Source organism: Paenibacillus sp. sgz302164, assembly GCF_056120505.1.
This window is the reverse complement of sequence record NZ_JBVYOL010000011.1, coordinates 178,248-200,177: the sequence shown is the minus strand read 5'-3', so window position 1 is coordinate 200,177 and position 21,930 is coordinate 178,248. Positions and strand designations below refer to the sequence as shown.

16 protein-coding genes are annotated in these 21,930 nt (G+C 54.8%); 7 read left to right on the top strand and 9 right to left on the bottom strand.

Annotated features, from left to right (window positions below; genetic code table 11):
* Nucleotides 1–142: 142 nt before the first annotated feature.
* The 4 genes from AC0LWT_RS19700 to AC0LWT_RS19685 all read right to left on the bottom strand — a co-directional run bounded on the left by AC0LWT_RS19700 (nucleotide 143) and on the right by AC0LWT_RS19685 (nucleotide 4,648).
* On the bottom strand, nucleotides 143–811 hold the full coding sequence (locus tag AC0LWT_RS19700) for a hypothetical protein (RefSeq protein WP_474682961.1): 669 nt from the start codon (nucleotides 809–811) through the stop codon (nucleotides 143–145).
* A gap of 283 nt (nucleotides 812–1,094) precedes the next feature.
* Nucleotides 1,095–1,967, bottom strand: a complete 873-nt coding sequence (locus AC0LWT_RS19695; protein ID WP_474682960.1) for a carbohydrate ABC transporter permease — start codon at nucleotides 1,965–1,967, stop codon at nucleotides 1,095–1,097.
* A gap of 28 nt (nucleotides 1,968–1,995) precedes the next feature.
* A complete protein-coding gene (locus AC0LWT_RS19690; RefSeq protein WP_474682959.1) occupies nucleotides 1,996–2,898 on the bottom strand; it encodes an ABC transporter permease in 903 nt (300 codons plus the stop codon).
* Between the two features lie 157 nt (nucleotides 2,899–3,055).
* Entirely contained in the window at nucleotides 3,056–4,648 is a 1,593-nt protein-coding gene (locus AC0LWT_RS19685; protein WP_474682958.1) for an extracellular solute-binding protein, read from the bottom strand.
* Nucleotides 4,649–5,033: 385 nt separating this feature from the next.
* Here AC0LWT_RS19685 and AC0LWT_RS19680 point away from each other — a divergent pair, with 385 nt between their 5' ends.
* The 4 genes from AC0LWT_RS19680 (at nucleotide 5,034) to AC0LWT_RS19665 (ending at nucleotide 12,551) form a co-directional block, all read left to right on the top strand.
* Complete coding sequence (locus AC0LWT_RS19680) at nucleotides 5,034–8,804, top strand: response regulator (RefSeq protein WP_474682957.1); 3,771 nt, start codon at nucleotides 5,034–5,036, stop codon at nucleotides 8,802–8,804.
* Nucleotides 8,805–8,917: 113 nt separating this feature from the next.
* Nucleotides 8,918–9,607 (top strand): response regulator transcription factor, encoded by a 690-nt coding sequence (locus AC0LWT_RS19675; RefSeq protein WP_474682956.1) that lies wholly within the window; start codon nucleotides 8,918–8,920, stop codon nucleotides 9,605–9,607.
* Nucleotides 9,608–9,741: 134 nt separating this feature from the next.
* Nucleotides 9,742–11,592: a putative bifunctional diguanylate cyclase/phosphodiesterase gene (locus tag AC0LWT_RS19670; RefSeq protein WP_474682955.1), complete on the top strand. Its 1,851-nt coding sequence runs from the start codon at nucleotides 9,742–9,744 to the stop codon at nucleotides 11,590–11,592.
* Entirely contained in the window at nucleotides 11,580–12,551 is a 972-nt protein-coding gene (locus AC0LWT_RS19665) for an HD-GYP domain-containing protein (protein WP_474682954.1), read from the top strand. Before AC0LWT_RS19670 ends, AC0LWT_RS19665 begins: the two co-directional genes overlap by 13 nt.
* Before the next feature lie 127 nt (nucleotides 12,552–12,678).
* On the opposite strand, the gene AC0LWT_RS19660 is transcribed toward AC0LWT_RS19665, so the two are convergent.
* Genes AC0LWT_RS19660 through AC0LWT_RS19650 form a run of 3 tightly spaced genes read right to left on the bottom strand, consistent with a single transcriptional unit; the run spans nucleotide 12,679 to nucleotide 15,741 of the window.
* A complete protein-coding gene (locus AC0LWT_RS19660) occupies nucleotides 12,679–13,764 on the bottom strand; it encodes a Gfo/Idh/MocA family protein (protein WP_474682953.1) in 1,086 nt (361 codons plus the stop codon).
* Nucleotides 13,761–14,693, bottom strand: a complete 933-nt coding sequence (locus tag AC0LWT_RS19655; protein WP_474683034.1) for a helix-turn-helix domain-containing protein — start codon at nucleotides 14,691–14,693, stop codon at nucleotides 13,761–13,763. Before AC0LWT_RS19655 ends, AC0LWT_RS19660 begins: the two co-directional genes overlap by 4 nt.
* A 43-nt stretch (nucleotides 14,694–14,736) precedes the next feature.
* Nucleotides 14,737–15,741: a Gfo/Idh/MocA family protein gene (locus tag AC0LWT_RS19650; protein ID WP_474682952.1), complete on the bottom strand. Its 1,005-nt coding sequence runs from the start codon at nucleotides 15,739–15,741 to the stop codon at nucleotides 14,737–14,739.
* Between the two features lie 744 nt (nucleotides 15,742–16,485).
* Here AC0LWT_RS19650 and AC0LWT_RS19645 point away from each other — a divergent pair.
* Nucleotides 16,486–16,959, top strand: a complete 474-nt coding sequence (locus tag AC0LWT_RS19645) for a hypothetical protein (protein WP_474682951.1) — start codon at nucleotides 16,486–16,488, stop codon at nucleotides 16,957–16,959.
* 59 nt (nucleotides 16,960–17,018) lie between these two features.
* Nucleotides 17,019–17,396, top strand: a complete 378-nt coding sequence (locus tag AC0LWT_RS19640; RefSeq protein WP_474682950.1) for a hypothetical protein — start codon at nucleotides 17,019–17,021, stop codon at nucleotides 17,394–17,396.
* Here AC0LWT_RS19640 and AC0LWT_RS19635 read toward each other — a convergent pair.
* On the bottom strand, nucleotides 17,381–19,261 hold the full coding sequence (locus tag AC0LWT_RS19635; RefSeq protein WP_474682949.1) for a rhamnogalacturonan lyase: 1,881 nt from the start codon (nucleotides 19,259–19,261) through the stop codon (nucleotides 17,381–17,383). The genes AC0LWT_RS19640 and AC0LWT_RS19635 overlap by 16 nt on opposite strands.
* A gap of 505 nt (nucleotides 19,262–19,766) precedes the next feature.
* The gene (locus AC0LWT_RS19630) at nucleotides 19,767–21,038 is read right to left on the bottom strand and encodes an ABC transporter substrate-binding protein (protein ID WP_474682948.1); all 1,272 of its coding nucleotides are present in this window, start codon (nucleotides 21,036–21,038) and stop codon (nucleotides 19,767–19,769) included.
* A gap of 222 nt (nucleotides 21,039–21,260) precedes the next feature.
* Between AC0LWT_RS19630 and AC0LWT_RS19625 the strand changes: the two genes are divergently transcribed.
* Complete coding sequence (locus AC0LWT_RS19625; RefSeq protein ID WP_474682947.1) at nucleotides 21,261–21,890, top strand: DUF1796 family putative cysteine peptidase; 630 nt, start codon at nucleotides 21,261–21,263, stop codon at nucleotides 21,888–21,890.
* The last annotated feature ends 40 nt before the right edge of the window (nucleotides 21,891–21,930 follow it).

Below are 21,930 nucleotides of genomic sequence, written 5' to 3'. Positions count from 1 at the left end.
CGGGTGGGGAGGTTCTTGACAACCTAACCTTCGCTGGCTTTCTTCGCGTAAAAACAGTCAGCATTGGGCTACCGGATCAAGCGGGTGGGTTTTCGACAGCCCACCAAAAAAACCGCCGCTCTGTCTGCCAGAGCGGCGGTTTTCACATAATATGCAGGCTGCGGATTTCACTCAGCTGCTCCTGTATGCGCTGCGGAATTTCCGCAAGCAGCTCGGGCCACGAAACATAGTGCGCGTCCGACCATTCGCAGCGCTTAAACGTCATCGCCGGCCGGAAGGCCAGCGTCTTCAAGTAAGCTTCAACCATCCGGTTGATCCCCTCGTCAGTGTGCACAATGCCCGCTAAAAAGCCGGGTACAGTCAAGCCGTCTTTTCCGGCCTCTTCGTATGTGCATTGGTACAGCTTCGGGACGAGCTGGAACCAGTCCGCATCGGGCAGCATCGCATGCTTCCCCGGCTGGCTGAACAGCCGGACATGCGTACCGTCCTCAACATTGCTGCGGTCTGCCAGCAATCCCCGCAGAAATTTGCCGTGAAAGCTGGCTTCGCAGTCAAGCACCTCTCCGTCCTGGCCCACGAAAACCCACACATGCTCCAGCTCATACAGATGCTGAATGTCATAGTCCCAATAAATCGCATATTCAATAATAGTCTCGACGCGCCGGTCGTACGTATCTACCATCCGGTTAAAGGAAGGGGAACGCTCACCCGGCTTCAACAAAGTAACGCCGACGCGTACCGGCAAGAACGGCTCGTTCCGGTCGAAATAAATAGCCGGCTCGTACTTGCGGATCCATGACAAATTGTTCATGCCTGCTCCTCCTCGTTCATCTATGGATGTTTGTATGATCGTCCTACAGCTCCGCGCAATGTCTTTCGCAGCAGGTTCGGTAGTCTGGGTCTTGATGCCGTACCGCCTTTTGCAGTGGGGAGGCAGCAGTCCGGGTTTTGATCCGGTTTTGTTGTCGTGCCAATCGGTGACAGGACGGGCCGAACCGCCCCGGCACCGCTCCAGCGCCCGCCGCCTCGCCTCGGACCCGCTCCGACGCCCCGCGCTCGCGCAGCCCGCCAGCCGGCCCGGCTGCCGGCCTCCACTACTCCTTCACGGCGCCGAGCATCGTGCCGGAAATAAAATATCGCTGCAGCCACGGGTACACGATCAGGATCGGAACTGTGGCGAATATGACGCTGGCGCCTTTCAGGCTGTCCGGCAAAACTTGCACGAAGTTCAGCCCCTCCATCTGCAGCTGATCGTTTATCATGCTGTTCTTGATCATTTGGTACAGTTTGAGCTGCAGCGGGTACAGCTTGGGGTTCGTAATATAAAACAGCGAATCCGTGAATCCGTTCCAACGGCCGACCGCATAAAACAGGCCGAGCGTAGCCAGCACCGGACCGGACAGCGGAAGCACGATTCGGACCAGCATGACGATGGGGCTGGCCCCGTCTATTTGTGCGGATTCCTCCAGGCCTTTGGGGATCGACTGGAAGAACGAAATCATAATAATTAAGTAAAACGGGCTGACGAGCAGCGGCAAAATAAGCGACCACATCGAATCGAGCAAATGCAGCTCTTTCACCAGCAAATACTCCGGTATAAGCCCGCCGCTGAAAAACATCGTGAACACGATAAACAGCATCAGCGGACGCCGTCCCCACAGCCCGGTGCGGGTCAGCGGATAGGCTGCGCAAATGGTCATCAGCATGCTGATGCACGTATACAGCACCGTCAGCGCCGCCGTAAACGCAAGCGATCGCAGCATGAGCGAATCGGTTACTACCCGGCGATACGCTTCCAGGTTCCATTCAACCGGGAACAGCGTCACCTGGCCGGACAAAATCGGGGCGTTGGAGCTTAATGAAATCGCTGCGATATGCAAAAACGGGGCCATGCTGAACAGCAGCAGCAGCGCAATCACCGCCGTATTTACGAGATCAAAGACGCGGTTCGCCGTTTTGGGGCTCATGCACATTCCTTCCCTCCGATTGTTCTCACTAAATAATACTTTGGTGCGTCAGTTTCTTCGCCGCGTAATTGGCCGACAAAATAAATACAAGCCCGACAACCGACTGGAACAGCCCGACCGCCGTCGCAATGGTGTAGCGTCCCGTCTCCAGACCGACTCTATAAACAAACGTGCTCAGCACGTCGGAAAATTCCTTTACCGTAACGTTCCCGATCACATAGGGGCGTTCGAATCCGATGGAAACCATGTCCCCCAGCTTCAATATGAGCAGCACTACAATCGTCGACCGAATCCCCGGCAGGGTTACATGCCAAATCCGGGCTAACCGCCCCGCCCCGTCCGCTTCGGCGGCTTCGTACAAATCCTTGTTGATCCCGGCGATAGCCGCAAGAAAAATAATGGTCCCCCAGCCTGCGCTATGCCAGACGCCGGTGCCCAAATAGGTGAGCAGCCAATAATATTTGTCCGATAAGAACGGATACGGGCCAAGCCCGAACCAGCTTAACGCTTCGTTCACCAACCCGGATTGGGTGGAAAATAATTGGTAAACCATGCCGCCGATGATGACCCAGGAAATAAAATGCGGCAAATACAATATGGATTGCGAGCTTTTTTTGAACCAGCCCGTACGCAGCTCGTTGAGCATCAGAGCCAGCAGTATCGGGGCCGGGAAAGAAACGAGCAAATCAAGCCCGTTCAGCAAAAAGGTGTTGCGCAGCGCGACATAAAAATCATGCATGCGAAATATTTCCCGGAACGCCTTGAGCCCAATCCACGGGCTGTCGAACACGCCTCTGAAAAGGTTGTAATCCTTAAAGGCGATGATGACGCCATACATGGGCCCGTATTTAAACACGGTAAAATAAAGAATTGGCGGCAGCAGCAGCAAATACCACTGCCAATTGCGGCGAGCATACGCGATGGCTTTCATAAAAGTCCTCCCAGATGATGAACTTCACGGCAAAAAGAAAGCATGCGGGAAGCTGCAGTCCATGCATTCGCATCCTCCCTGCATGCGCAAATCAGGACGCGGGCAGCGCGCTCGGCAGCACATTGCCGCTTGTCCGCGCCGCCTGTTGTCCGTTCATTTACTTTCCTTTCTTCTCCGCCGCATAAGCCGCTTTGCGCTCGTCGACGATTTCCTGGCCGCCGCTGCTCATGTAATCTTTCAGCATCGCGTCATACGTTTTGTCAAACTCATCCGGTTTGACGAGCATACATTTTACGAGCAGCGTCTCATACTTCTCCTGAAGCGTCTTGCCGTATTTCGCTTCCGAATCGATCGGAGTATGGAAGCGGATTTCATTAAAGCCGTCGGTCATGGAAATTTTGAGCGATTGCGTATAATCGCTGCGGTACTCCTTGGGAGTGGCAATCGCCATGGCTTCCATATTTTTGTCCGCATTCTGGAAGTCTCTGCCGTTGGAGATAATCGCCATGTCCGACGAGTTATACATCAAATTTTTCGTTTCCTCGGAATCGACTCCGACAGGCAGCCCGTTTTCCAGCGTGTAATTCTTGCCTTCGAACCCGTTCATTAGCGTAAACAGGTTGTCCTTCTGGGACATCCAATTCAAATATTTGATCGCCTCCGCCTGATGCTTGCTCGACTTCGGAATCATGATGAACATCCCCGCCGGGCGATAAAGCGCCTTGGCGTATTTCCCTTCCGCGTTGGAAATCGTGTCGATCGGCAGCAGCTTCGCGCCAGGCGTATTTTTTTGCAGCGTTTTATAGATGCCCGGCGTATCGCCGAAGCTGCTTCCGACATCCTCCGTATAGAAGCCGACCTTCCCGGTCATAATGTCCTGCTGCAGCTTCTTCTTATCCTTGTCCAGCGCAAAATCCGGGCTGACCAGGCCTTCATTATAGAGCTTGTTCATAAAGCGGACGGCATCCTTATGGCCCGGCAGCAGCAGCGGGAACTCGCGCCCCGACAATTGCTGGGTGAGCGTCGCCTTTTCTTCCTCGGTCGCGCCTTTTACGCCTGACCATACGAGCAGGTCATAGGAAGCGGCTGAAAGCGCCATTCCCATCGGAATCGTTTTGCCGCCGGTATTGCCGGGATCTTTTTCCTTAAACGCTTTGAGCGTGGTGTACAGTTCCTCGGTCGTCTTCGGTGCCGGGAGTCCCAGCTTGTCCAGCCAGTCCTGGCGGATAAACGAGGAATAACGGCCTTGAAACACCCGTTTCGCCGGAATGGCGTATTGTTTATTTTTGTATAGACCGTAGGAGAGCGTATCTTTGCCGAGGAAGCCGGTCAAGTTCGCGCCATGCTCCTTCAACGTGTCGTCCAGCTCCGCCAGACCTCCTTGGTCCGCATATTTTTGAACGGTTTTAATATCGTACGTAAACACAATATCCGGCGCGTCGCCGCTGGCCATCATGATGTTCAGCTTGTCCACCTCTTGGCTGCGGGGCACAGGAATGTATTCCATCTTGATGTTGTTCGGGCTGCCGAACTTGTCCTGAACCCATTTCGTCCATGGATTGTCCGTTACGGTAACCCCGGTCGGCGAATTCCCCCGGTCGAACACTTCCACTTTCAACGTGACCGGCTCTTTCTTCCCTGCAGTTTCCGCTGCTTGCTTCGCGCCTTCAGATGGCGTATCTTTCGCACAACCGGTGATCGATGCCGTCATGACGGCCGCTGCCAACAACAGACTTGCCTTCTTTCTCACTTTGTTCAGCTCCTCTCCAATTTGCGGTGCGCGCTGCTGTGATATCGTTCCGCGAGCCCCTCCTTTTTTATACTAGAAGCGGGGGTTTCGGGGCAATGAACATGTTTTCAGACGTTAAACCAGGCTGCATTTCAATCGCGCTTAGCGTGCTAAACCAAATGTCAGACGGCCAACTTGACGCGCAAAAAGCGGATAAACCCGCATGCCGCAGCCGGCGCCGGAATGCCGGGAATGACGCCGGCCCTGCAATAATCGTTTATACTCATTATATCTGCTTGTTCATTTGAGCGCTGAACTTCTCCGGCCCGGCTTGCTTATATTGTTCTCAATTGTGAGCGCCAGATGACGATATATGAAGTATGAGGAATTGGAGGAGGCTTTTTTCATGAAATTATCGCTGCATATCAAAATGATGATCATGCTGATGGCGGGAACTACGCTCTCCCTTTGCCTGGTCGGTTTTACGAACTATCGGCTGTCGACCGCCAAAATCAACGACCAACTGGTCGAGCAAACCCTTAACACCGTAGAGGTCGCCTCCCAGAACCTGGATAACTATTTTTCCGTCCGAACCGACGAAATTGAAATCATTAGCCGTACCACTGTGATGCGCATCGGTTCGTTGCAGCAAAGACTCGATTACTTGTCCCGGGAATTGCAGCAGGGCAAGCTGAAAAACTTTTCCAATTTCGGCATTGTGGACACGAACGGGACGTTGACGGCAACAGACGGAAAGACGGCCGACATTTCCGGTCTTCCGGTTTTTCAAAAAGCTTTGCAGGGCAGATCCGCCGTTTCCGATCCCTATATCGGGCTGATCAATCACCAGTACATCGTGACGATCATGGTTCCCGTATTTGACGATCTCGACCGGGTAACGTGCATAATCGGAGTCGCCCTGGACGCCCAAAAAGTGTTTGCCCAACAGCTGCGGGTCGACAATCAGACCGGGGACCGCCGCTTTATTCTCGTCAACCGGGAAGGACGCGGCCTGTACAACTCATCTTCGAGCAGTATCCCGAATCCGAATACCAACTATTTGCAGGATTTCCCCAAGGCCACAGCCGACATTCAAGAAGCCTTGAAGCATGAAAAGGGCCATTTCGAAGTGGACATCAACGACCGGAAAAGTCTCGTTTTTTATGCAAACGTCCCCAATACAAGCTGGCATCTGGCGCTTTCCATCGCGACTTCCACCTTTGATGCTCCCGTCAAAAGCGTATTATGGAATACCATCGTTATCGTGCTTGTGACCGAAGCGGTTCTGCTCACGGGCATATACCTGGCGGTCAATTCGCTTGTGACCCGGAGGGTCAAGCCTATCGTCAGCGCGACCGAGGCAATAGCCGGCGGCAACTTTTATATCGAACCGCTGGAATCCCCGTCGCATGACGAGCTTGGCGTGCTGTCCGAATCCGTCAACGAAATGATGGAGAAGCTGCGGGACTTGTTTGAGCCTTTCGAAACGTTTTTCCGGCAAAATCAATATGCGATGATCGTCACGGACCTTGATTTCCGCATTACTTATTTTGACCGTCGCGCGGAAGAAATGCTCGGGTACGATTCCGCGAAAGTGCTGTTCAAGAAAACGCCGCTGCTCTGGCTGGACCGGAAGCAATTGGAGCGGCGCGCCCGCGCCTATTCGGAGGAATTGAAGGAAAAAGTCGCCGCCGACTGCTCGGTGCTTGTGATCAAAGCGCTGCGCAATCTGGAAACGGATACAGAATGGACCTGGATCAAGCAAAGCGGCGAACGCCTGCCCGTCAATGCCAATGTCACCATCATGACCGATAAGGACAATTCACCCAAAGGCTTCGTATTTATTGCAAAAGACATCACCGTTGACAAGGAAAGCGTAGAAACCCGCAACCGCCTGCTCAGCATTCTGGCTTCAGCGCACGATTGCATCGCCTCTTTCGATATGAAAGGCCATATGTTTTTCATCAACCAGGCGGGCATCCGTCTGTTCGAAATCAACGAGCGGGAGCCGCTCGACACCAACATCAACAGCTACATGAGCGCATATCAAATGGCGCAGTTCACCGAAGGCTTGCTGAAAGCGCAGCAAGAAGGCTATTGGGAGCACGAAATCGAAGTGATCACATCTACCGGGAAACGTCTGACGACACACCAGACGATCGTCGCTCATCCGACGGCCGGGGAAGATTTTTATTACTCCACGATCGTTCGCGATGTGACCGGACAAAAAAAGATGCAGATCGAGGTGCTCCAGGCCAAAGAAGAGGCCGAACTGGCCAATCAGGCCAAAAGCATGTTTCTGGCCCGGATGAGCCACGAAATCCGCACGCCTCTAAACGGCATTATCGGCCTTTCCCACCTGATGCGAAAATCCAGCTTATCCGAAATTCAAATCGATTACATGGAAAAAATCATCACCTCTTCGCAATCCTTGCTGCAAATTATTAACGACATTTTGGATTTTTCCAAAATCGAAGCCAACAAGATGAACATGGAGTCCGTACCGTTCTCACTCGGGGAAACCGTGCAAAAACTGTCCAGCACATTGAGCGTGCTGCTCGGGCATAAGCCGGTCGATATGATTATCGATATCGATGGCTGTCTGTCCGAACGCTATATCGGAGATCCGTTCCGGCTGAATCAAATTTTGCTCAATCTGACCAGCAATGCGGTTAAATTTACGGAAAAAGGCCTCATCGAGCTGCGCATCCGCAAGCTGGAGGAGGACGGAGACACCGTATGGCTGCAGGGCTCCGTGCGGGACAGCGGCGTCGGCATGACGCAGGAGCAGCTGCGCCAGCTCTTCCAGCCGTTCGTTCAGGTTGACGGCTCAAAAAGCCGGAAATACAGCGGCACCGGGCTCGGACTCGTCATTGTCCAAAGCATCCTGGAGCGGCTGAACGGCACGCTGAACGTAGAAAGCGAAGTAGGGCAAGGAAGCTTGTTCACCTTCACGCTTCCATTGCAAAAAGACGAGGCCAAAGACCCGGCCGTCCACCTGCAGCAGCGTGTCCTCGTTGTCGAAGACCACGATCAAATGCGGGAGCATCTGATCGCGCTGCTGCAAACTTTGGGATGCGCTTCGACGGGAACGGATTCGTGGGAGCGCTCGATGCAGCTGCTGGATGAGCTGCCGCTGGATATGCTCATGCTCGATATGGAGGCCGGCGATATGCACGGCGAAGAGACTTGGCAAAGCATGAAGCGCGAAGCGGACCGCAAAGACCTGCGGACGCTCGTCTACACTTCTTTGGCCGGCCGGGACGCCATCCAGGCTTTGCCTGAAGAGCTCAGGCCGGATCGAATTTTGATCAAGCCGATCAGCCTCATCGATCTGCGCGACTCGATCCAGCATCTGCTCTCCGCGCCGGTTGAGGACTATGCGGCCCTGCTCGGCCCGAAAGTTCCCGAAGCGGGCCGTGGGACGCCGATACTGCTCGTCGAAGACCACTTGATCAACCAGACCGTCGGCCGCGAAATCCTGATCGGCCAGGGCTACACGGTAACTACGGCCAACAACGGTTATGAAGCTTTGCTGGCTTTGAACGAAGCATCCTTCCAGCTTGTATTGATGGATGTGCACATGCCGGAGCTGGACGGCATCGAAACGACGCTGCGCATTCGCGCCGACGCCAGGTTCAAAGACCTGCCGATTCTTGCGCTGACGGCAGATACGACGAAGCAGCAGCATCAGTCCTGCCTGGATGCGGGCATGAACGGCATCATCATGAAGCCGCTCGATCCGGAGCAGTTCATCTCGATGGTCCGCCAGTGGGACCGCTCCGCTCGTCCCCTCGCCGCAGCAGCCCGGGAAGAACGGCAGGAGCCCGCCAGCAGGCTGCCTCTGGACGCGGACGAAGCTTTACGGCGGCTGGACGGCAAAAAAGAGCTGTTTATTACGCTGCTGGAAGCGCTTGTTGCCGAGTGCTCGGGAATTTCGGCCGAGATCGAACAGGCCCTGGAAGAGCAGGACCGCGATTCGGCGGGGCGGATCACGCACAGGCTGCGGGGCGCTGCGGCCACTTTGTCCGCTCACGGCGTATTTCAGGCGGCCAGCGAACTGGAGCAGGCTTTTCTAGAGGAAGAGCGGATCGAGCCTTTTATGCAGGAATTGAAAAATCAAATTGAATTATTAATCGAAACTGCGAACTTATGGATGAAACGACATAAACAATAATAGACTTACAAATTTCGTCAATATATAATGAATACTAGGCAAATTGTTAGCAAAATATGAGCAAAACTAACAGTTTTTTAACGTACCTGTCTTATGAAACGGGGGGAATCACATTGGTTAAGGTCCTTATCATTGAGGATGACAATATCATTGGCGAGATGCTGCGGCTTTATTTGGAAGAAGAGGGATACCTCGTAGAGCGTGCCGATACGGCGCAAGCGGGCTTTTCTTCATTAAAAACATATACGCCGGATATCATTTTGCTGGATTTGATTTTGCCGGATGCCCAGGACATCGATCTTTGTTCAGCGATCCGGGCGCAAACGGCAACCCCGATCATCGTTATTTCCATGAAAAATGAAACCAATACCCGCATTCAGGCTCTGCAAGTCGGCGCGGACGATTATCTCAGCAAGCCCTTCAGCATGCAGGAGCTGAAAGCGAGAATTCAAGCGGTTCTGCGAAGAGTGCAAATGATGCCCAATCCTCCTGCCGCCGAGCCCGCCGCGAAAAAGGAAGCCGCCATTTATTTGGACGAGGAACGCAGAGTCATCATGATGGCCGGAACGGCTATCGAAACGACTTATTCGGAATACGAGATCATGAAGCTGTTCGTGAAATCGCCCGAAAAAGTGTTTAGCCGCGATGAGCTGATTAACGCGATCCGCGGCATCGATTCGTTCATTAACGACCGGTCGATCGACGTCCACGTCACTAATCTGCGAAAAAAAATCGAGGAAGACCCCAAATCCCCCCGTTATATTAAAACGGTCTGGGGAGTCGGCTACAAATTTATTCAATGAAAAGAGAAGTCCAATGCGGACTTCTCTTTTTTTCGGGATAATTTAATATTTTGCTAATATCCATCTCTCAAGTTCCTAAAAACTTTTTTTCCATAATGAGGACAGCATCCAACGAACGATCGGAGGTCCGCGTATTGTCCTCTTCACAAATCGCCTTCAATCTGCTCAAAAATTTAGGCGATATCGCCTTATTCATCATTCTCGTCAATCATCTGCTCCCCCTCGCCATCCATTGGAAAAAATGGGCCAAACACGCTGTCTGCGGATGCATCTTCGGCTTCGCGGCTCTCCTGTCGATGAATATGCCGATTCATCTCGCGGATGGCGTTATGCTGGATATGCGCAGCATCCTTGTCGCGCTCGGAAGCTTTTACGGCGGAGCCCTTGCTGCCGCCATCGGCTTCGTGCTGACCGGAGGATTCCGCCTGTGGCTCGGAGGGGCCGGAGCGTTCTCGGGCGTCATGATGGCGGCTACGGCTGCGGCCATCGGGCTTATGTACCGCACGATCCATATGAAATACGGCGCGTCCGGCAAATTTGCGTTTCCAACGTTGTTCGGGCTCTCGGTCCTGGGCGCCAATGTGGGATGGGTCTTCCTGCTGCCGCCGCCTTCGGCGAAGCTGCTCATTTCGGACGCCCTAGTCCCTATTCTGCTGCTCAATCCCCTGGCGGCATGCTCCATTATGCACTTCATTCAAGCCGAGTCGCAGCGCAAAACGGCCAGGCTGATCGACCCGGAAAGCGGGCTTCCGAACAAGCAGTGGCTTAAGCTCAAGGTTCGGCGGCTGATTCGAAAGCGCATCCCGTTTTCTTTCATCGCGCTTCGCCTGGACAATTTGTCCGCCATCGGCGCCGTTTACGGCCATGGCTTCCGCAGGCGCATTTTGCAGGAGATGAGCTTTCGCCTTCAGGACGAGCGTCCGGTGTTCGTCGGAGAGCAGGAATTCATCCTGTGCCTCACGGAACAGGAGCTTAAGCGCGGAATCGATGCTTATGCCGACAAGCTCAGGCTCGTCATCACCAGACCGTACAAGATCAACCATATGCCTCTTTGCCTTTTTGTCGACACGGCGACCTTCAAGCATCAGGGCGAGGAAGCCGAAACGTTTATCGAATCGGCGCTGCAAGCCTTTCGGCAAAAAGGCGGAATGCCGGCCGCGGTCCCTTCCGAGGCGGCTTTGCTTCAGCGGTACAAGCTTCAAGACGCGCTGTACCATGCGCTTCGCAAAGATCAGCTTTCTCTGCATTATCAGCCGCAGTTCGATCTTCTTACCGGCGAACTGCGCGGTTTTGAGGCACTGCTCCGGTGGAAGCATCCGGTCATGGGCTTCATTCCGCCCGCCGAATTCATTCCCATTGCCGAAGAAACGGGACTCATCAAGCCGATCGGCTTATGGGTGCTGGAACAGGCGTGCGCGGCCCATCTGCAAATTATCCGCTCGTTCCCGGACGCGACGATGTCGGTCAACATTTCCGCCGCGCAGCTGTCCGATAGCTCTTTTCCCGGCGAAGTGAACCATATTCTTCAAAACGCCGGTCTTCAGCCGCAATCGATCGAGCTGGAAATTACGGAAAGCATGCTGATTTCCTCGTTCGAATTCGCCGAGCGGCAGCTCCGCCTGTTGGAAACGATCGGCGTCCTGCTTGCGCTCGACGACTTCGGCACAGGCTATTCCTCGCTCAATTATTTGAAACGGCTGCCCCTCCACACCTTGAAAATCGACCGTTCCTTCACCCAGGACGTTGTAAATCCGCGCGAATCGATCATTATGCAGTCCATCGTCCAGCTCGCCAAACAACTGGATTATGTGGTCGTCGCAGAAGGGCTAGAAACGGACGAACAGCTGTCGGAGTTGAAAAAATTAAACTGCGATATCGCTCAAGGCTATTTATTGAGCCGTCCGCTGCCCGAAGATCAACTGCCCGGCTTTATCGCCGAGCTGCTGCAAAATAACAACGAGGAGACGGCCCCATGCACATCGTGAACCTGAACGAAATCGCCCCCGGCATCTGCCGGCTTGCGCGTCCCGTATTCGATGAAAACGGAACGTGCCTGTACGCATCCGGCGAGCAGCTCGACTGCTGCCTTTTGCGGCAACTAACCGAGCTGCGGATTGAAAAAATTGTAGTCGAGGATGAAATGACCCGGGAAGTACGTTTTCCCGAATTGATCGCTTCGCCCGTCTGGATAGATTGGGTTCGTCAAACGCGCGACATTTACAAGACGGCCGCCGGCGGGCGGCTGGACATGCAAAAGATCGAAGAAATCGTGACAGCCATGCTAAACATGTGCGCGGAAAAAAAAGTGATCGTCCCTCTGCCCTCCGGTTCCGTGCCGGAGCGCTTACGGCTATACGCCCACGCGGTCAACGTCGCGCTGTGGTCGCTGCAAATTGGCTTGCTGTTTCCGTATACGAGCCGGCAACTGTTCGAGCTCGGCGTCGGAGGGCTGCTGCACGACATCGGCAAAGAGCGGGCCGCGAGCCGCAGAGAGCACCCGCAGGCGGGTTACGAGATGCTGCAGGGGCACCCGGAAATAAGCGCAATGTCGGCAATGATAGCGCTTCAGCATCACGAGGCTTTGAATGGAACCGGTTACCCGCAGGAGCTGCGCGGAGAAGCGTTTGGGGAGCAGCCGCAAATATGCGGCATCGCGAACCTGTTTGAAAAGTTTGCCGAGACGTGCCGCTCCATGTACGCGGAAGCACTCGATATCGTCCAGGCTTTTCAAAGCACCTGCTATCACGCCACCGTCGTAGCCGCCGCTGTCCGCACGATTCCCCGGTATTTGCCCGGCTGCACGATCCGCATTCACAACAGCGAGCCGGCGATCGTCCTGTCGTTGTCGGACAGGCATCAGCCTCTGCTGCGCTTCGTCCATACCGGGCGGTACTATACGCCAAGCTTAAGCAACAGCCTGGTTTACGAATTTGTCAAATCGTAAAAAAGAGCCCAAAAACGCAGCCCGCTTGACGGACTTCGCGCAGCTCACAGCGTGCGGTGCTGCGCTGCATGGCGGCGGTCGGTCGATCACAAACGAACTTCGCCTTCGGGCCCGAACGGCCCCGGTCTTATTGGTTGAAATAAACCGCCTGCCCTGTGCGGGACGATTCGTACAGCGCTTCAAGAATTTGCGATACGACATATGCCTGCTCCGGGGTGACCACCGGTTCCCGGTCGTTGTCGATCGCGTCCAGCCACAGCCTCATCTCCAGATCGGGCGCGCTATCCTTGGCCCCGTCGTAAAACGCGACGCCGCCGGCGTTCAGCTCCACCTCCGTCGTAAACAAACGGCTGTTCTTTTCGCCGTTGATGCGCAGGCCGCCCTTCATATCGGCGCCGCCTTCCGTGCCGCACAGCGTGCACTTGGCTTCGTCGACTTCAAGCGAGTTCAGCGCCCAGCTCGATTCGATCACGATGGTCGCGCCGTTCTCCATCACGACCATGCCAAATGCGGAATCTTCCACCGTGAACTTGGCAGGGTCCCACGGCCCCCAGGCGTTAGCTGCATTCTCGCGCTGCGATAACTTGTGGTATGCGGTGCCCAGCACGACCCGAGGCTTGTAATTGTCCATCATCCACAATGTCAGATCGAGCGCATGTGTGCCGATATCGATAAGCGGGCCCCCTCCCTGCTTCTCTTCATCCAGAAAAACGCCCCAGGTCGGCACCGCACGTCTGCGGATCGCGTGAGCTTTGGCGTAATAAATATCGCCCAGCTCCCCGGCGGCGCAAAGCTCCTTCAGGTGCTGGCTGTCCGGGCGAAAACGATTGTTGTAGCCGATCGTCAGCTTTTTGCCGGTACGGCGGGCGGCTTCCGCCATCCGCTTCGCATCTGCGGCGGTTTTGGCCATCGGCTTTTCGCACATGACGTGCTTGCCCGCTTCCAGCGCCGCAATCGTAATATCCGCATGGGAATCGTTCGGTGTGCATACATGTACGATATCGATAGTTTCGTCCTGCAGCAATTCCGCGTAATCCGTATAAACCTTCGCGGCTTCCGGGCCGTACGTTTTGGCCGCTTCCTCAGCCCTTTCCCTTACAATATCGCAAAATGCCGCGATCACGACGTTTTGCAGCTTGCTCAGGCTCGGCAAATGCTTGCCGTTCGCGATACCTCCGCAGCCGATAATGCCTATCCGATACACTCGTGTCATCGTTGACTCCTCCTTTTAAAATGCCCGTTGCGCATACGGTATTCCTGGGGCGTAATGCCGAAACGTTTGCGAAATACCGTGTGCAAATAATTCGCGTTTGCAAAACCTTCGAGCATGGCGATTTTGTCGATCGACAGCTCGCTTTCCTCCAGCTTCCGGCATACGGCTTCAAGCCTGACATCTTCCACGATGCCTACAAAAGTGCGCTCGCCGTGGTGCGCCTTGAGAATGCGCTGCAGTTGACGCGAGCTGATGTTCAGCTTCTCGGCGACATCCTCCAGAGTCAACGTCCCCGCATAGTTCGCGCGGATGTATTGCAGTGCAAACCGGTAGCGGTTGACGCTCAAATCGCGGGAAGGAAGCTCGGGCCGGGCGCGGTCGGCTCCATAGGCGCGGGCCGCGCGGAGCAAAATTTGCACGATGCACTGCTTGATCGTCGTGTACGAGCCGAGAACATTTTCGCAGCATGCGGTGTACGCCTCCAGGAAGAACGGCATCGCTTCGTATATGTCCTCGGCCGGGAGAAGCGGCGCGCGCTGCAGCTGGTCCACGCAGTTTTTCGCTTCGGCAATCTCCCAGGGGTCCGCCCCGTATTCGCTCGCGTTCGCATACACCGAGCTCCTGTCGACGATATCGATATGCAAGCACAGCTCATCCATCGCTTCCTGCGCGTCCGCTTCCTGAAAATGCATGACGCCCGGACCCGTCAAATAAAACTGCCCGCCCGTCAGGTCGAAACACCGGTCGACGAGGATCACTTTCCCTTTGCCGCGCGGGATAAAATGGAACTCGAACTCGGAATGCTTGTGAAAAGCTACCGTCTTCCCGGGAGCAAAGGAGGTCAGATGAAACCGGAGCACCCTGATCTCGTAATGCCCCCAACGAACGGTAAGATCGAGCCGCTCCAAAGCGTCCTGGCGCTCCCGCATCGTTTCGTAAGAGATTCCAGTGTGCAAACCGGCTTCCTCCTTGTCAGCCTTGGAGCTCATCCAGTCGGACAGCGCGGTTCTCGCGTGCCGACCGGTTAGACGCCTCCATCAGCTTGGTCAGCTCCACGGCCAGACGAATATTTTCTTCGGCCGACGTACCGCTGCGGATGTGCTCCACCCATTGTTCGAAAGCGCTTGCCCTTCTGTCGGGGAGAGGAACCTCATGCCACGCATCCGAGAACTGCCCGCCTGTGCCGCCCGTTCTCAGCAGCAGCTTGTTCTCCGGCGTTCCGTACAGCAAAGTGCCTTCGGTGCCGTGAATCTCGATAGTAAAAGGCGATTGACTGTTCACAAACCCCGCTTCGACGATCCCCAGCGCGCCGGACCCGGTCGAAAGCACCGCAACCGCGTTGTCCTCCACCTGCTTGCCGGTCACATAGCCGAACCGCGCCGTAATATCGACGGGAGCCTCGCCCAGAAACAGGCGCGTCAGGTACATCGGATGGCAGCCGAGATCGATTAAAGCGCCTCCACAGCACTGTTCTGCATTAAAAAAATGTTCCGGCAGCCAGCCGGCCGTCGCCCCGTTATGCGACAGCCGCGCACGCACGAGCGTAACGTCTCCGAGCAGCCCCTGCGCCAAAATATCGCGGATCGCCAGCGTATATCCGTCGTTAAGGCGCGGCAGCGAGACGGTCAGCTTCACGCCGCTGCTGTCAGCCGCGGCTACAATTTCATTCGCTTCGCGCAGGGTGGGCGCCAGCACCTTTTCCGTGAAAATGTGCTTGCCCGCTCTCGCCGCCGCCAACATAACTTCGCTGTGCCGGTTTGTCGGCGCGTCGACAATGACCGCGTCGATGCCGCTGGACAACAGCTCGTCGAGCGATGCGAAAAACGGCACCCCCTGCCGGTCGGCCGCTTCCTTGCCGCGGACCGGATCTTCGTCCCACACTCCGGTAATTTCCGTATCCGGATGCTCCTGGGCTTGCTTCGTATAATCCCATGCATGTACGTGCCAATAGCTGATTTTGCCAATACGCAGAGTCATCGCAATCGCTCCTCCATGTATAAAATTTAGACATCCTCTGCTAAATGTAGCACAGTATTCGCTTTATTTTTAGTTCAATTTAACGACATTGACGTATAAATTTACGACATCATGCACTGGCGCTCGTTTCGCGTTCCGAGCAACATAAAAGAAATTGCCGCGGAAACTCAGCGGCGGCAAAAATTTGCATGGCTCCGCGGGGAGTTGAAGGGAACGGTGCGCGACTCCAGCAAGCTCAGCACAGCGCAGCGCAGCGCAGAAACCTGCGAAAGCCATGAAGCCGGACAACTCACAAAACAATCAACCCGGACAACCTGCAACAAGTCTCATGACCCCGTGGATGTTACCCCACAGAATGAAAATAGTCAGGTCAACTGCGTTTTATCTTCGTAAGCTGCAAAAACTCCCTTGACGCTGTGAACGTCGCCCACTGAATGAAAATAAGCAGGCTACAACGTTCTATTTTCGTAAGCTGCTCCCCCCATAACCCCCATGTACGTCGTACCACTGAATGAAAATAATCAGGCTGCTGCGTTCTATTTTCGTATAAAGTGCAAACTGTTGAGGGACGTACACTAGAGAGGCGCATCCCCACTAAAGCGTTGAAAACCTGCAAAAACCAGATTGTCGATAAAGTGACGCGCTAGAGGAAGCAGTGGGGGAGGCAGCCGCCCTTCCTCAACCCACTACTCTCCTGTACGGGTTATGACACTAAAGTAAGGGGCTACAGGGCGGCTTGTCAGAGTGAAAACCTGCAAAAGTGCAGTTTTTTTCCGTAAAAATGGTTCATTTGGGCGAAAAGCCTGCGATTGTGCAGGAATTTTCGATGAAAATGAATCTGAGCCCGTGTTCGCGGTGAAAAGCCTGCACATTTGCAGGAATTTTCCATTTCCAGAGTATCATCCGAGCAAAAACTGTACTTTTGCAGGCTTTCTGCGCAGGGCCGCCCATCGGCGTTCGCTTCGCGTTCCGTGCGACGCTGTCCTGCGGCGCGGCGGCTGCGCTCGCGGCGCACCTCCCGCGCCCGGCGGCATTCGCTTCGTACTCCGTGCGATGCTGCCCTACGGCGCGGCGGCGCGGCCCCCCTACCGCGCACAACGGCGCCCGCTCGCGCTTGTCCCTCTCTCCCATGGCTATGCCTTTACAGCTTGGAAAATGTCAATGAAACCTGATATAAAGCGCTTTCCTTTCAGTTTCTGTAGTAGTCTCATCCGTTAAAGTAACTTGAAGTACAACTTCTCTATCTGGAGGCCGAATTCCGCAATGGGAGGATGCTGTTGGAAGCGATGGCTGCTTTGGTTGAGCACGAACGGGAATTGCAGGAACCGGTGGGTGAGATCGGACTTTACTGCAAGCCGACCGACGCTAATCGAAAGCTATACGGGCAAATTCGCAAAGGAAGCTTTGTGCTTGGATTGGCGGAAGTCGGATATCAGAATCGGGAAGTCGCAGTGCTCGGCAACAGCTGCTTTACACATGAGTACCGGAATAACCGGACATGGCGTGAGGTTCATTGGATGCGGCCGGGCTCGCGGCGCCCCTCCGGCGGGCTCCACTCACACGGAGGCCCGACCGAAAAAAGGCTGACTCACCGGCAGCTGATGCTGCTTGTGGGTCAGCCCTTTGTAGCGCCGGTTGATTACGGCGTCGTGTAGATGTTCGGCTTCGGCGGGGTGCTCATGCCGGTGCCCAGATAGAAGCTTGTATGAGGCGGCTGGTTGTACGCGACATTTTGCCAGGCGATGCCGAGCCGGTAGACGGGATCGTGCATCAAGGTATGAATTTTTGTCGTCGTGACGTCGGTAGTCGTATAGATCCGCAGGGCGGAGCTGTCGGATTTTCTCCAGATTACTTCTTCCCGCCAGTCCCCTAGAAGATCGGCCTGCAGAGACGGGGTCGCTTTGGTCGAGTTGTTCGAGTTCGTGCCGGAAGCCGTTAACAAGTTGACCAGCCGGTTGTTGGCGTAGTCCCATTTGTCAATTTTGCCGACGTTGGAACTGTGATCCAGAAGCTCGCGGGATAAATCCCCGTCCCACCAAATCGCAAAATTGGTAGAGCCGGGATTGCTGCTGCTGCTGATCTGCGTGCCCGTAACGCTGTACAGCCCGATGCCGGATGCCCAGAGCTCTTCGCCCTTGTACCTGGGGTCAATATCCGCGGCCAGCCCTCTTCCCGTATCTGTGCCTGTGCGCAGGCCCCACAAAATCTGGCCGGTGCGGGCATCGTGGATCTCCGCGCCATACTGGGCGCTGGTATTCTCGTGTACCTGAAATACCTCCAGACCAGCCCGATCGGGGTTCAGATCCCCGAGATGCATCGCGTCTCCGTGCCCGAGAGCGGTATTGTACAAAGTCGCTCCGTTATCGTCGATGCCGAGCGAGCCGTAGGCGATTTCATCTTTGCCGTCGCCATCCACATCGGCTACGCTGAGGTTATGGTTGCCTTGCCCGGCGGTGCCCGCATTCGTGGAACTGTTGCTGTCGAACGTCCATCTTCTCGTCAGGCTGCCGTTGCGCCAATCATAAGCGACGACTACCGTGCGGGTGTAGTAGCCGCGTGCCATTACAATGCTTGGGCGCACGCCGTCCAAATAAGCGACACAAGCGAGAAACCGGTCGACGCGGTTGCCGTAGTTGTCCCCCCAGCTGGAGACCGTTCCTCTCGGCGGCACGTAATCGATCGTGGAGAGCGCCTTCCCGCTTTGCCCGGAAAACACCGTCAGAAATTCGGGTCCCGACAAAATATAGCCGCTGGAGTTGCGGTAATCCGCAGTCGCGCTTCCGATTGTGACGCCCGTTCCGTCAACGGTGCCGTCAGCCGTTTTGCATACCACCTCGGCTTTGCCGTCGCCGTCAAAATCATAGACGAGGAACTGCGTGTAGTGGGCGCCGGCGCGGATGTTTTTGCCGAGGTTGATTCTCCACAGGCGCGTGCCGTTCAGCTTGTAGGCGTCCAGATACACGTTGCCGGTATAACCGCTCTGCGAGTTGTCTTTGGAATTGGAAGGGTCCCACTTCAGGATGATTTCGTACTCGCCGTCGCCGTCCAGATCTCCTACGCTTGCATCATTGGCGCTGTAGGTATAGCTTTCGCCGGATGGCGTCGTGCCGCCTGTCGGCTTTTGAATAGGCACGTCCAGGTACTGATTTCCCCACACGCTTGCCGCCGGGGATACAGCCTGCTCCGTGCCGTTCACTACCGCCCGCACCGTATAGCTGGCGGAGGCCGTGCCCGCGGCGTCCTGATAATTGGTGCTGTTCGTGATCGGACTGGCATTCACTTTCGTCCCGTTGCGGTACAAATTAAACGAAACCGAGCTGTCCTCCGTGCCAAGGAGCCTCCAGCTTACAAAGACGCCGTTTGACACCTTAACCGCCACAACGCCGCGATTCAGTTTTTCCGCCTGACGCGGGGAAGCCGCCGAAGCCGACGGCTGCGGAATAATACCGGATGCGGCTATGGTAACAGCCGCGATGAGTACGGCGCACAGCCGCACCGGGAAACGCAATTTATTTGTCATTCAATCATCCCTCCATTATCACTGTTTTTGCAGCGGCAAGCCCTGATTCGCTCGCCGCTATAGAACCTGTACAACCATTTGTCAAAACATCCCTCCTTTTGCCCCATCCCAATTTCGTAAGCGCTTACTTTTCAATCTGTGAAACTGTCTCCCTCCTTTCAATCTAATGGATCGGCATCAAGCATCCATGCCAGTCACCTACATAGTAACTGGTTTTTCATGGAAATATACACCAAAAAACCGATATATTTGTTTAAATTTCAGACATTTAGTGGAAATCGGCCTACCTCAACGCATGCAGGACTTCGACAGAGGGTCTGACCGGCTTCCATGCGCACTCCATTTTGTCCGGCAAACCCGGACACCGATCACACAACGCTTGCAGCCTTCCTTTTACTTTATTACGCCTCTATAGTTGTTGCAAAAGGTTCGCTCGGCTCGGCCGAACTTCCGCGAACACGCATTTTGCCCGGCGAACCCGAACACAGGGCGCGCGGCGCCCGCTTTATTTTCGTTTGCTTTTGTAATCGGCAACCGCCTTGTCCATCGCTTCCGCCGCTTGCTGCGGCGTCCATTCGCCCAGCGTGACTTTGTCCTGCGCTTCGAACAACGTTTGCGTGATTTGCTGCGGCAAAGCCTGGTCGGTGATCAAAAAGCTGCCGGCTTTCGCCATAGCAAGCAGCGGGCGGATGTGCGGCGTCGTTTCCGTGAATGTCACATTCAGCGCGGCCGGAGTGCCGTAATTGTCGATGTATTTGTTCGCGACAAGCGGGCTCGTCAAGTATTCGCCCAGTTTCAAAGCGGCCTCCTGTTTGGCCTGGTCGATTTTGCCGTTGATCTGGAACATTTCCGCAAAAACCGATGTTCTTGCCGGCGTCCGGTCGCTCGGAAACTTGAAAACCCCGTAATCGGCCGGCTTGAACCCGTCGGATCTTATGTTTCTGTCCAGCCAGCTCCCCTCGACGGTCAGGGCGGTTTTATCGTTTAAGAACAGGTCGTAGGCTTCCGATTCGTCAAGGGATACGTAGCCTTTGGGGAAGTAACCCTTGCTCGTGTACTCTTTGAGCCTCTCGAACGTCCGGACTACCGCCGGATTGTTCCAGGACGCCGAGAGGTCGTTCAGCTTGTCATGCAGCTCCGGACCGGCAAAATGCTCCAAAAGCTGATCCGTAAGACGCATCAGATGCCAGCCCCCTTTGGCGCCTAACCCCAGCGGCGTGACCCCACTCTCTTTCATCGTCTTTAACTGCGCTTCAAATTCATCGAACGTTGCAGGCGCCTTGAGATTCAGCTTCCCGTAAACGTTCTTCGAATACCACATGTCGACGGCGTTCAAATGGTAAGGGATACCGGCGACTTTCCCGTTATATGTGGACAAATCGATGGCCGCTTTGTCGTAAATTTCGGACCATTTATGGTCTTTGGACGCCTGCGTCAAATCCATCGTCATGCCGTTCTCCGCGTAAAAAGAACCCAAAGAGCCTCCCCAGGTAAACCACATATCCGGAAGCGTCTTGGAATTGGCCGCTACTTTCAGCGCTTCTTTTATCGGATCGACGGCGTACTTGCTGAGCTGCACATCGATATGCGGATTTTCTTTTTTAAAATCGCTCACAGCCTCGTCCACCCAAATGTGCGAATCCAGCACCCATAGCGTAACGCTGACCGGAGAGGCGATATTGTTTCCGGCGCCGCTTGCCGTACCGCCTTTTGTGCAGCCCGTTGCGGCACCCGTCATCAATAAGCCGCCCAATAGCAGCGCGATCGCTTTTTTCATACTTTTCCCCCTTTGATTATGTGCACGCCACTACGGAGCTCTGTCTTCATATTTATCCATTTTACCGTTTTTATTCATCGGTTTGAAAGTGGGGCGGGGATAGGAATCCAATCATAATAAGTCCGGCTTGAATCTAATGTTATGACTTGCGCCGGCGCGGGGCGGATTTGGAACGGCTGCGGGCGCGGCGGCTCGACTCGGTCATGTGCCGGAGGTGAAAGGATGAAATGGAACAATTCCAGAGGCAGCTATAAAGCCTGCATCAGCTTGGGGACGACGTGTCAAACCGCTTATCAGTTAAAAAGATTGGGACTGCGCCGGTATGCGGGTCCTTTGGATTGGTTTGTCTCCGACTCTGCAGACGGATTGGTCCGGTTAATAGAGAATCGTTTTCAAGGATTTATGGAGTTGAATCATTTGCAGCCCATTGGCGCCACCGATGATTGTTTCGTTATTCGAGATAATCTGTATGGTGTGGAATCTTTCCACGATTTCCCCCGCAGTCTCCCCGCGGAGCAGTGGCAGATCGCTTATCCGGGGTTCAAAGCAACAATCAGCCGCCGGGTCGACCGGTTTTTGAAAACTGTGAAAAATACCCCTGTCCTTTTTATAAGAACCCAAACGAAAAAAAAAGAAGCGCAGCAGCTTCGCACAGTTTTGCAGCCGATCATTCACGACAAATCGCGATTTTTAATCGTGAATTTCCACCCGGACAATCGCGAAGATGTCGTTTACGAGGATTGGAAGCTGGATAAAGTATTCCCGGTTATCGTGCCGAGAGGGACGGATTGGAAGGGATCGGACCAGGCCTGGGACACGTGCATGAAGGGCTTAAAGCTGCGGTCCCGCTAGCCAAATGAAAGCCTCCAGCCCACACAAAACAGGGACGGAG

Excerpts from the sequence above, each read along its gene's own strand:
- AC0LWT_RS19695 (WP_474682960.1), bottom strand. The coding sequence starts at position 1,967 with ATGAGCCCCAAAACGGCGAACCGCGTCTTTGATCTCGTAAATACGGCG.
- AC0LWT_RS19680 (WP_474682957.1), top strand. The coding sequence starts at position 5,034 with ATGAAATTATCGCTGCATATCAAAATGATGATCATGCTGATGGCGGGA.
- AC0LWT_RS19660 (WP_474682953.1), bottom strand. The coding sequence starts at position 13,764 with ATGACACGAGTGTATCGGATAGGCATTATCGGCTGCGGAGGTATCGCG.
- AC0LWT_RS19635 (WP_474682949.1), bottom strand. The coding sequence starts at position 19,261 with ATGACAAATAAATTGCGTTTCCCGGTGCGGCTGTGCGCCGTACTCATC.
- AC0LWT_RS19625 (WP_474682947.1), top strand. The coding sequence starts at position 21,261 with ATGAAATGGAACAATTCCAGAGGCAGCTATAAAGCCTGCATCAGCTTG.
- AC0LWT_RS19665 (WP_474682954.1), top strand. The coding sequence starts at position 11,580 with ATGCACATCGTGAACCTGAACGAAATCGCCCCCGGCATCTGCCGGCTT.
- AC0LWT_RS19650 (WP_474682952.1), bottom strand. The coding sequence starts at position 15,741 with ATGACTCTGCGTATTGGCAAAATCAGCTATTGGCACGTACATGCATGG.
- AC0LWT_RS19700 (WP_474682961.1), bottom strand. The coding sequence starts at position 811 with ATGAACAATTTGTCATGGATCCGCAAGTACGAGCCGGCTATTTATTTC.
- AC0LWT_RS19690 (WP_474682959.1), bottom strand. The coding sequence starts at position 2,898 with ATGAAAGCCATCGCGTATGCTCGCCGCAATTGGCAGTGGTATTTGCTG.
- AC0LWT_RS19630 (WP_474682948.1), bottom strand. The coding sequence starts at position 21,038 with ATGAAAAAAGCGATCGCGCTGCTATTGGGCGGCTTATTGATGACGGGT.
- AC0LWT_RS19655 (WP_474683034.1), bottom strand. The coding sequence starts at position 14,693 with ATGCGGGAGCGCCAGGACGCTTTGGAGCGGCTCGATCTTACCGTTCGT.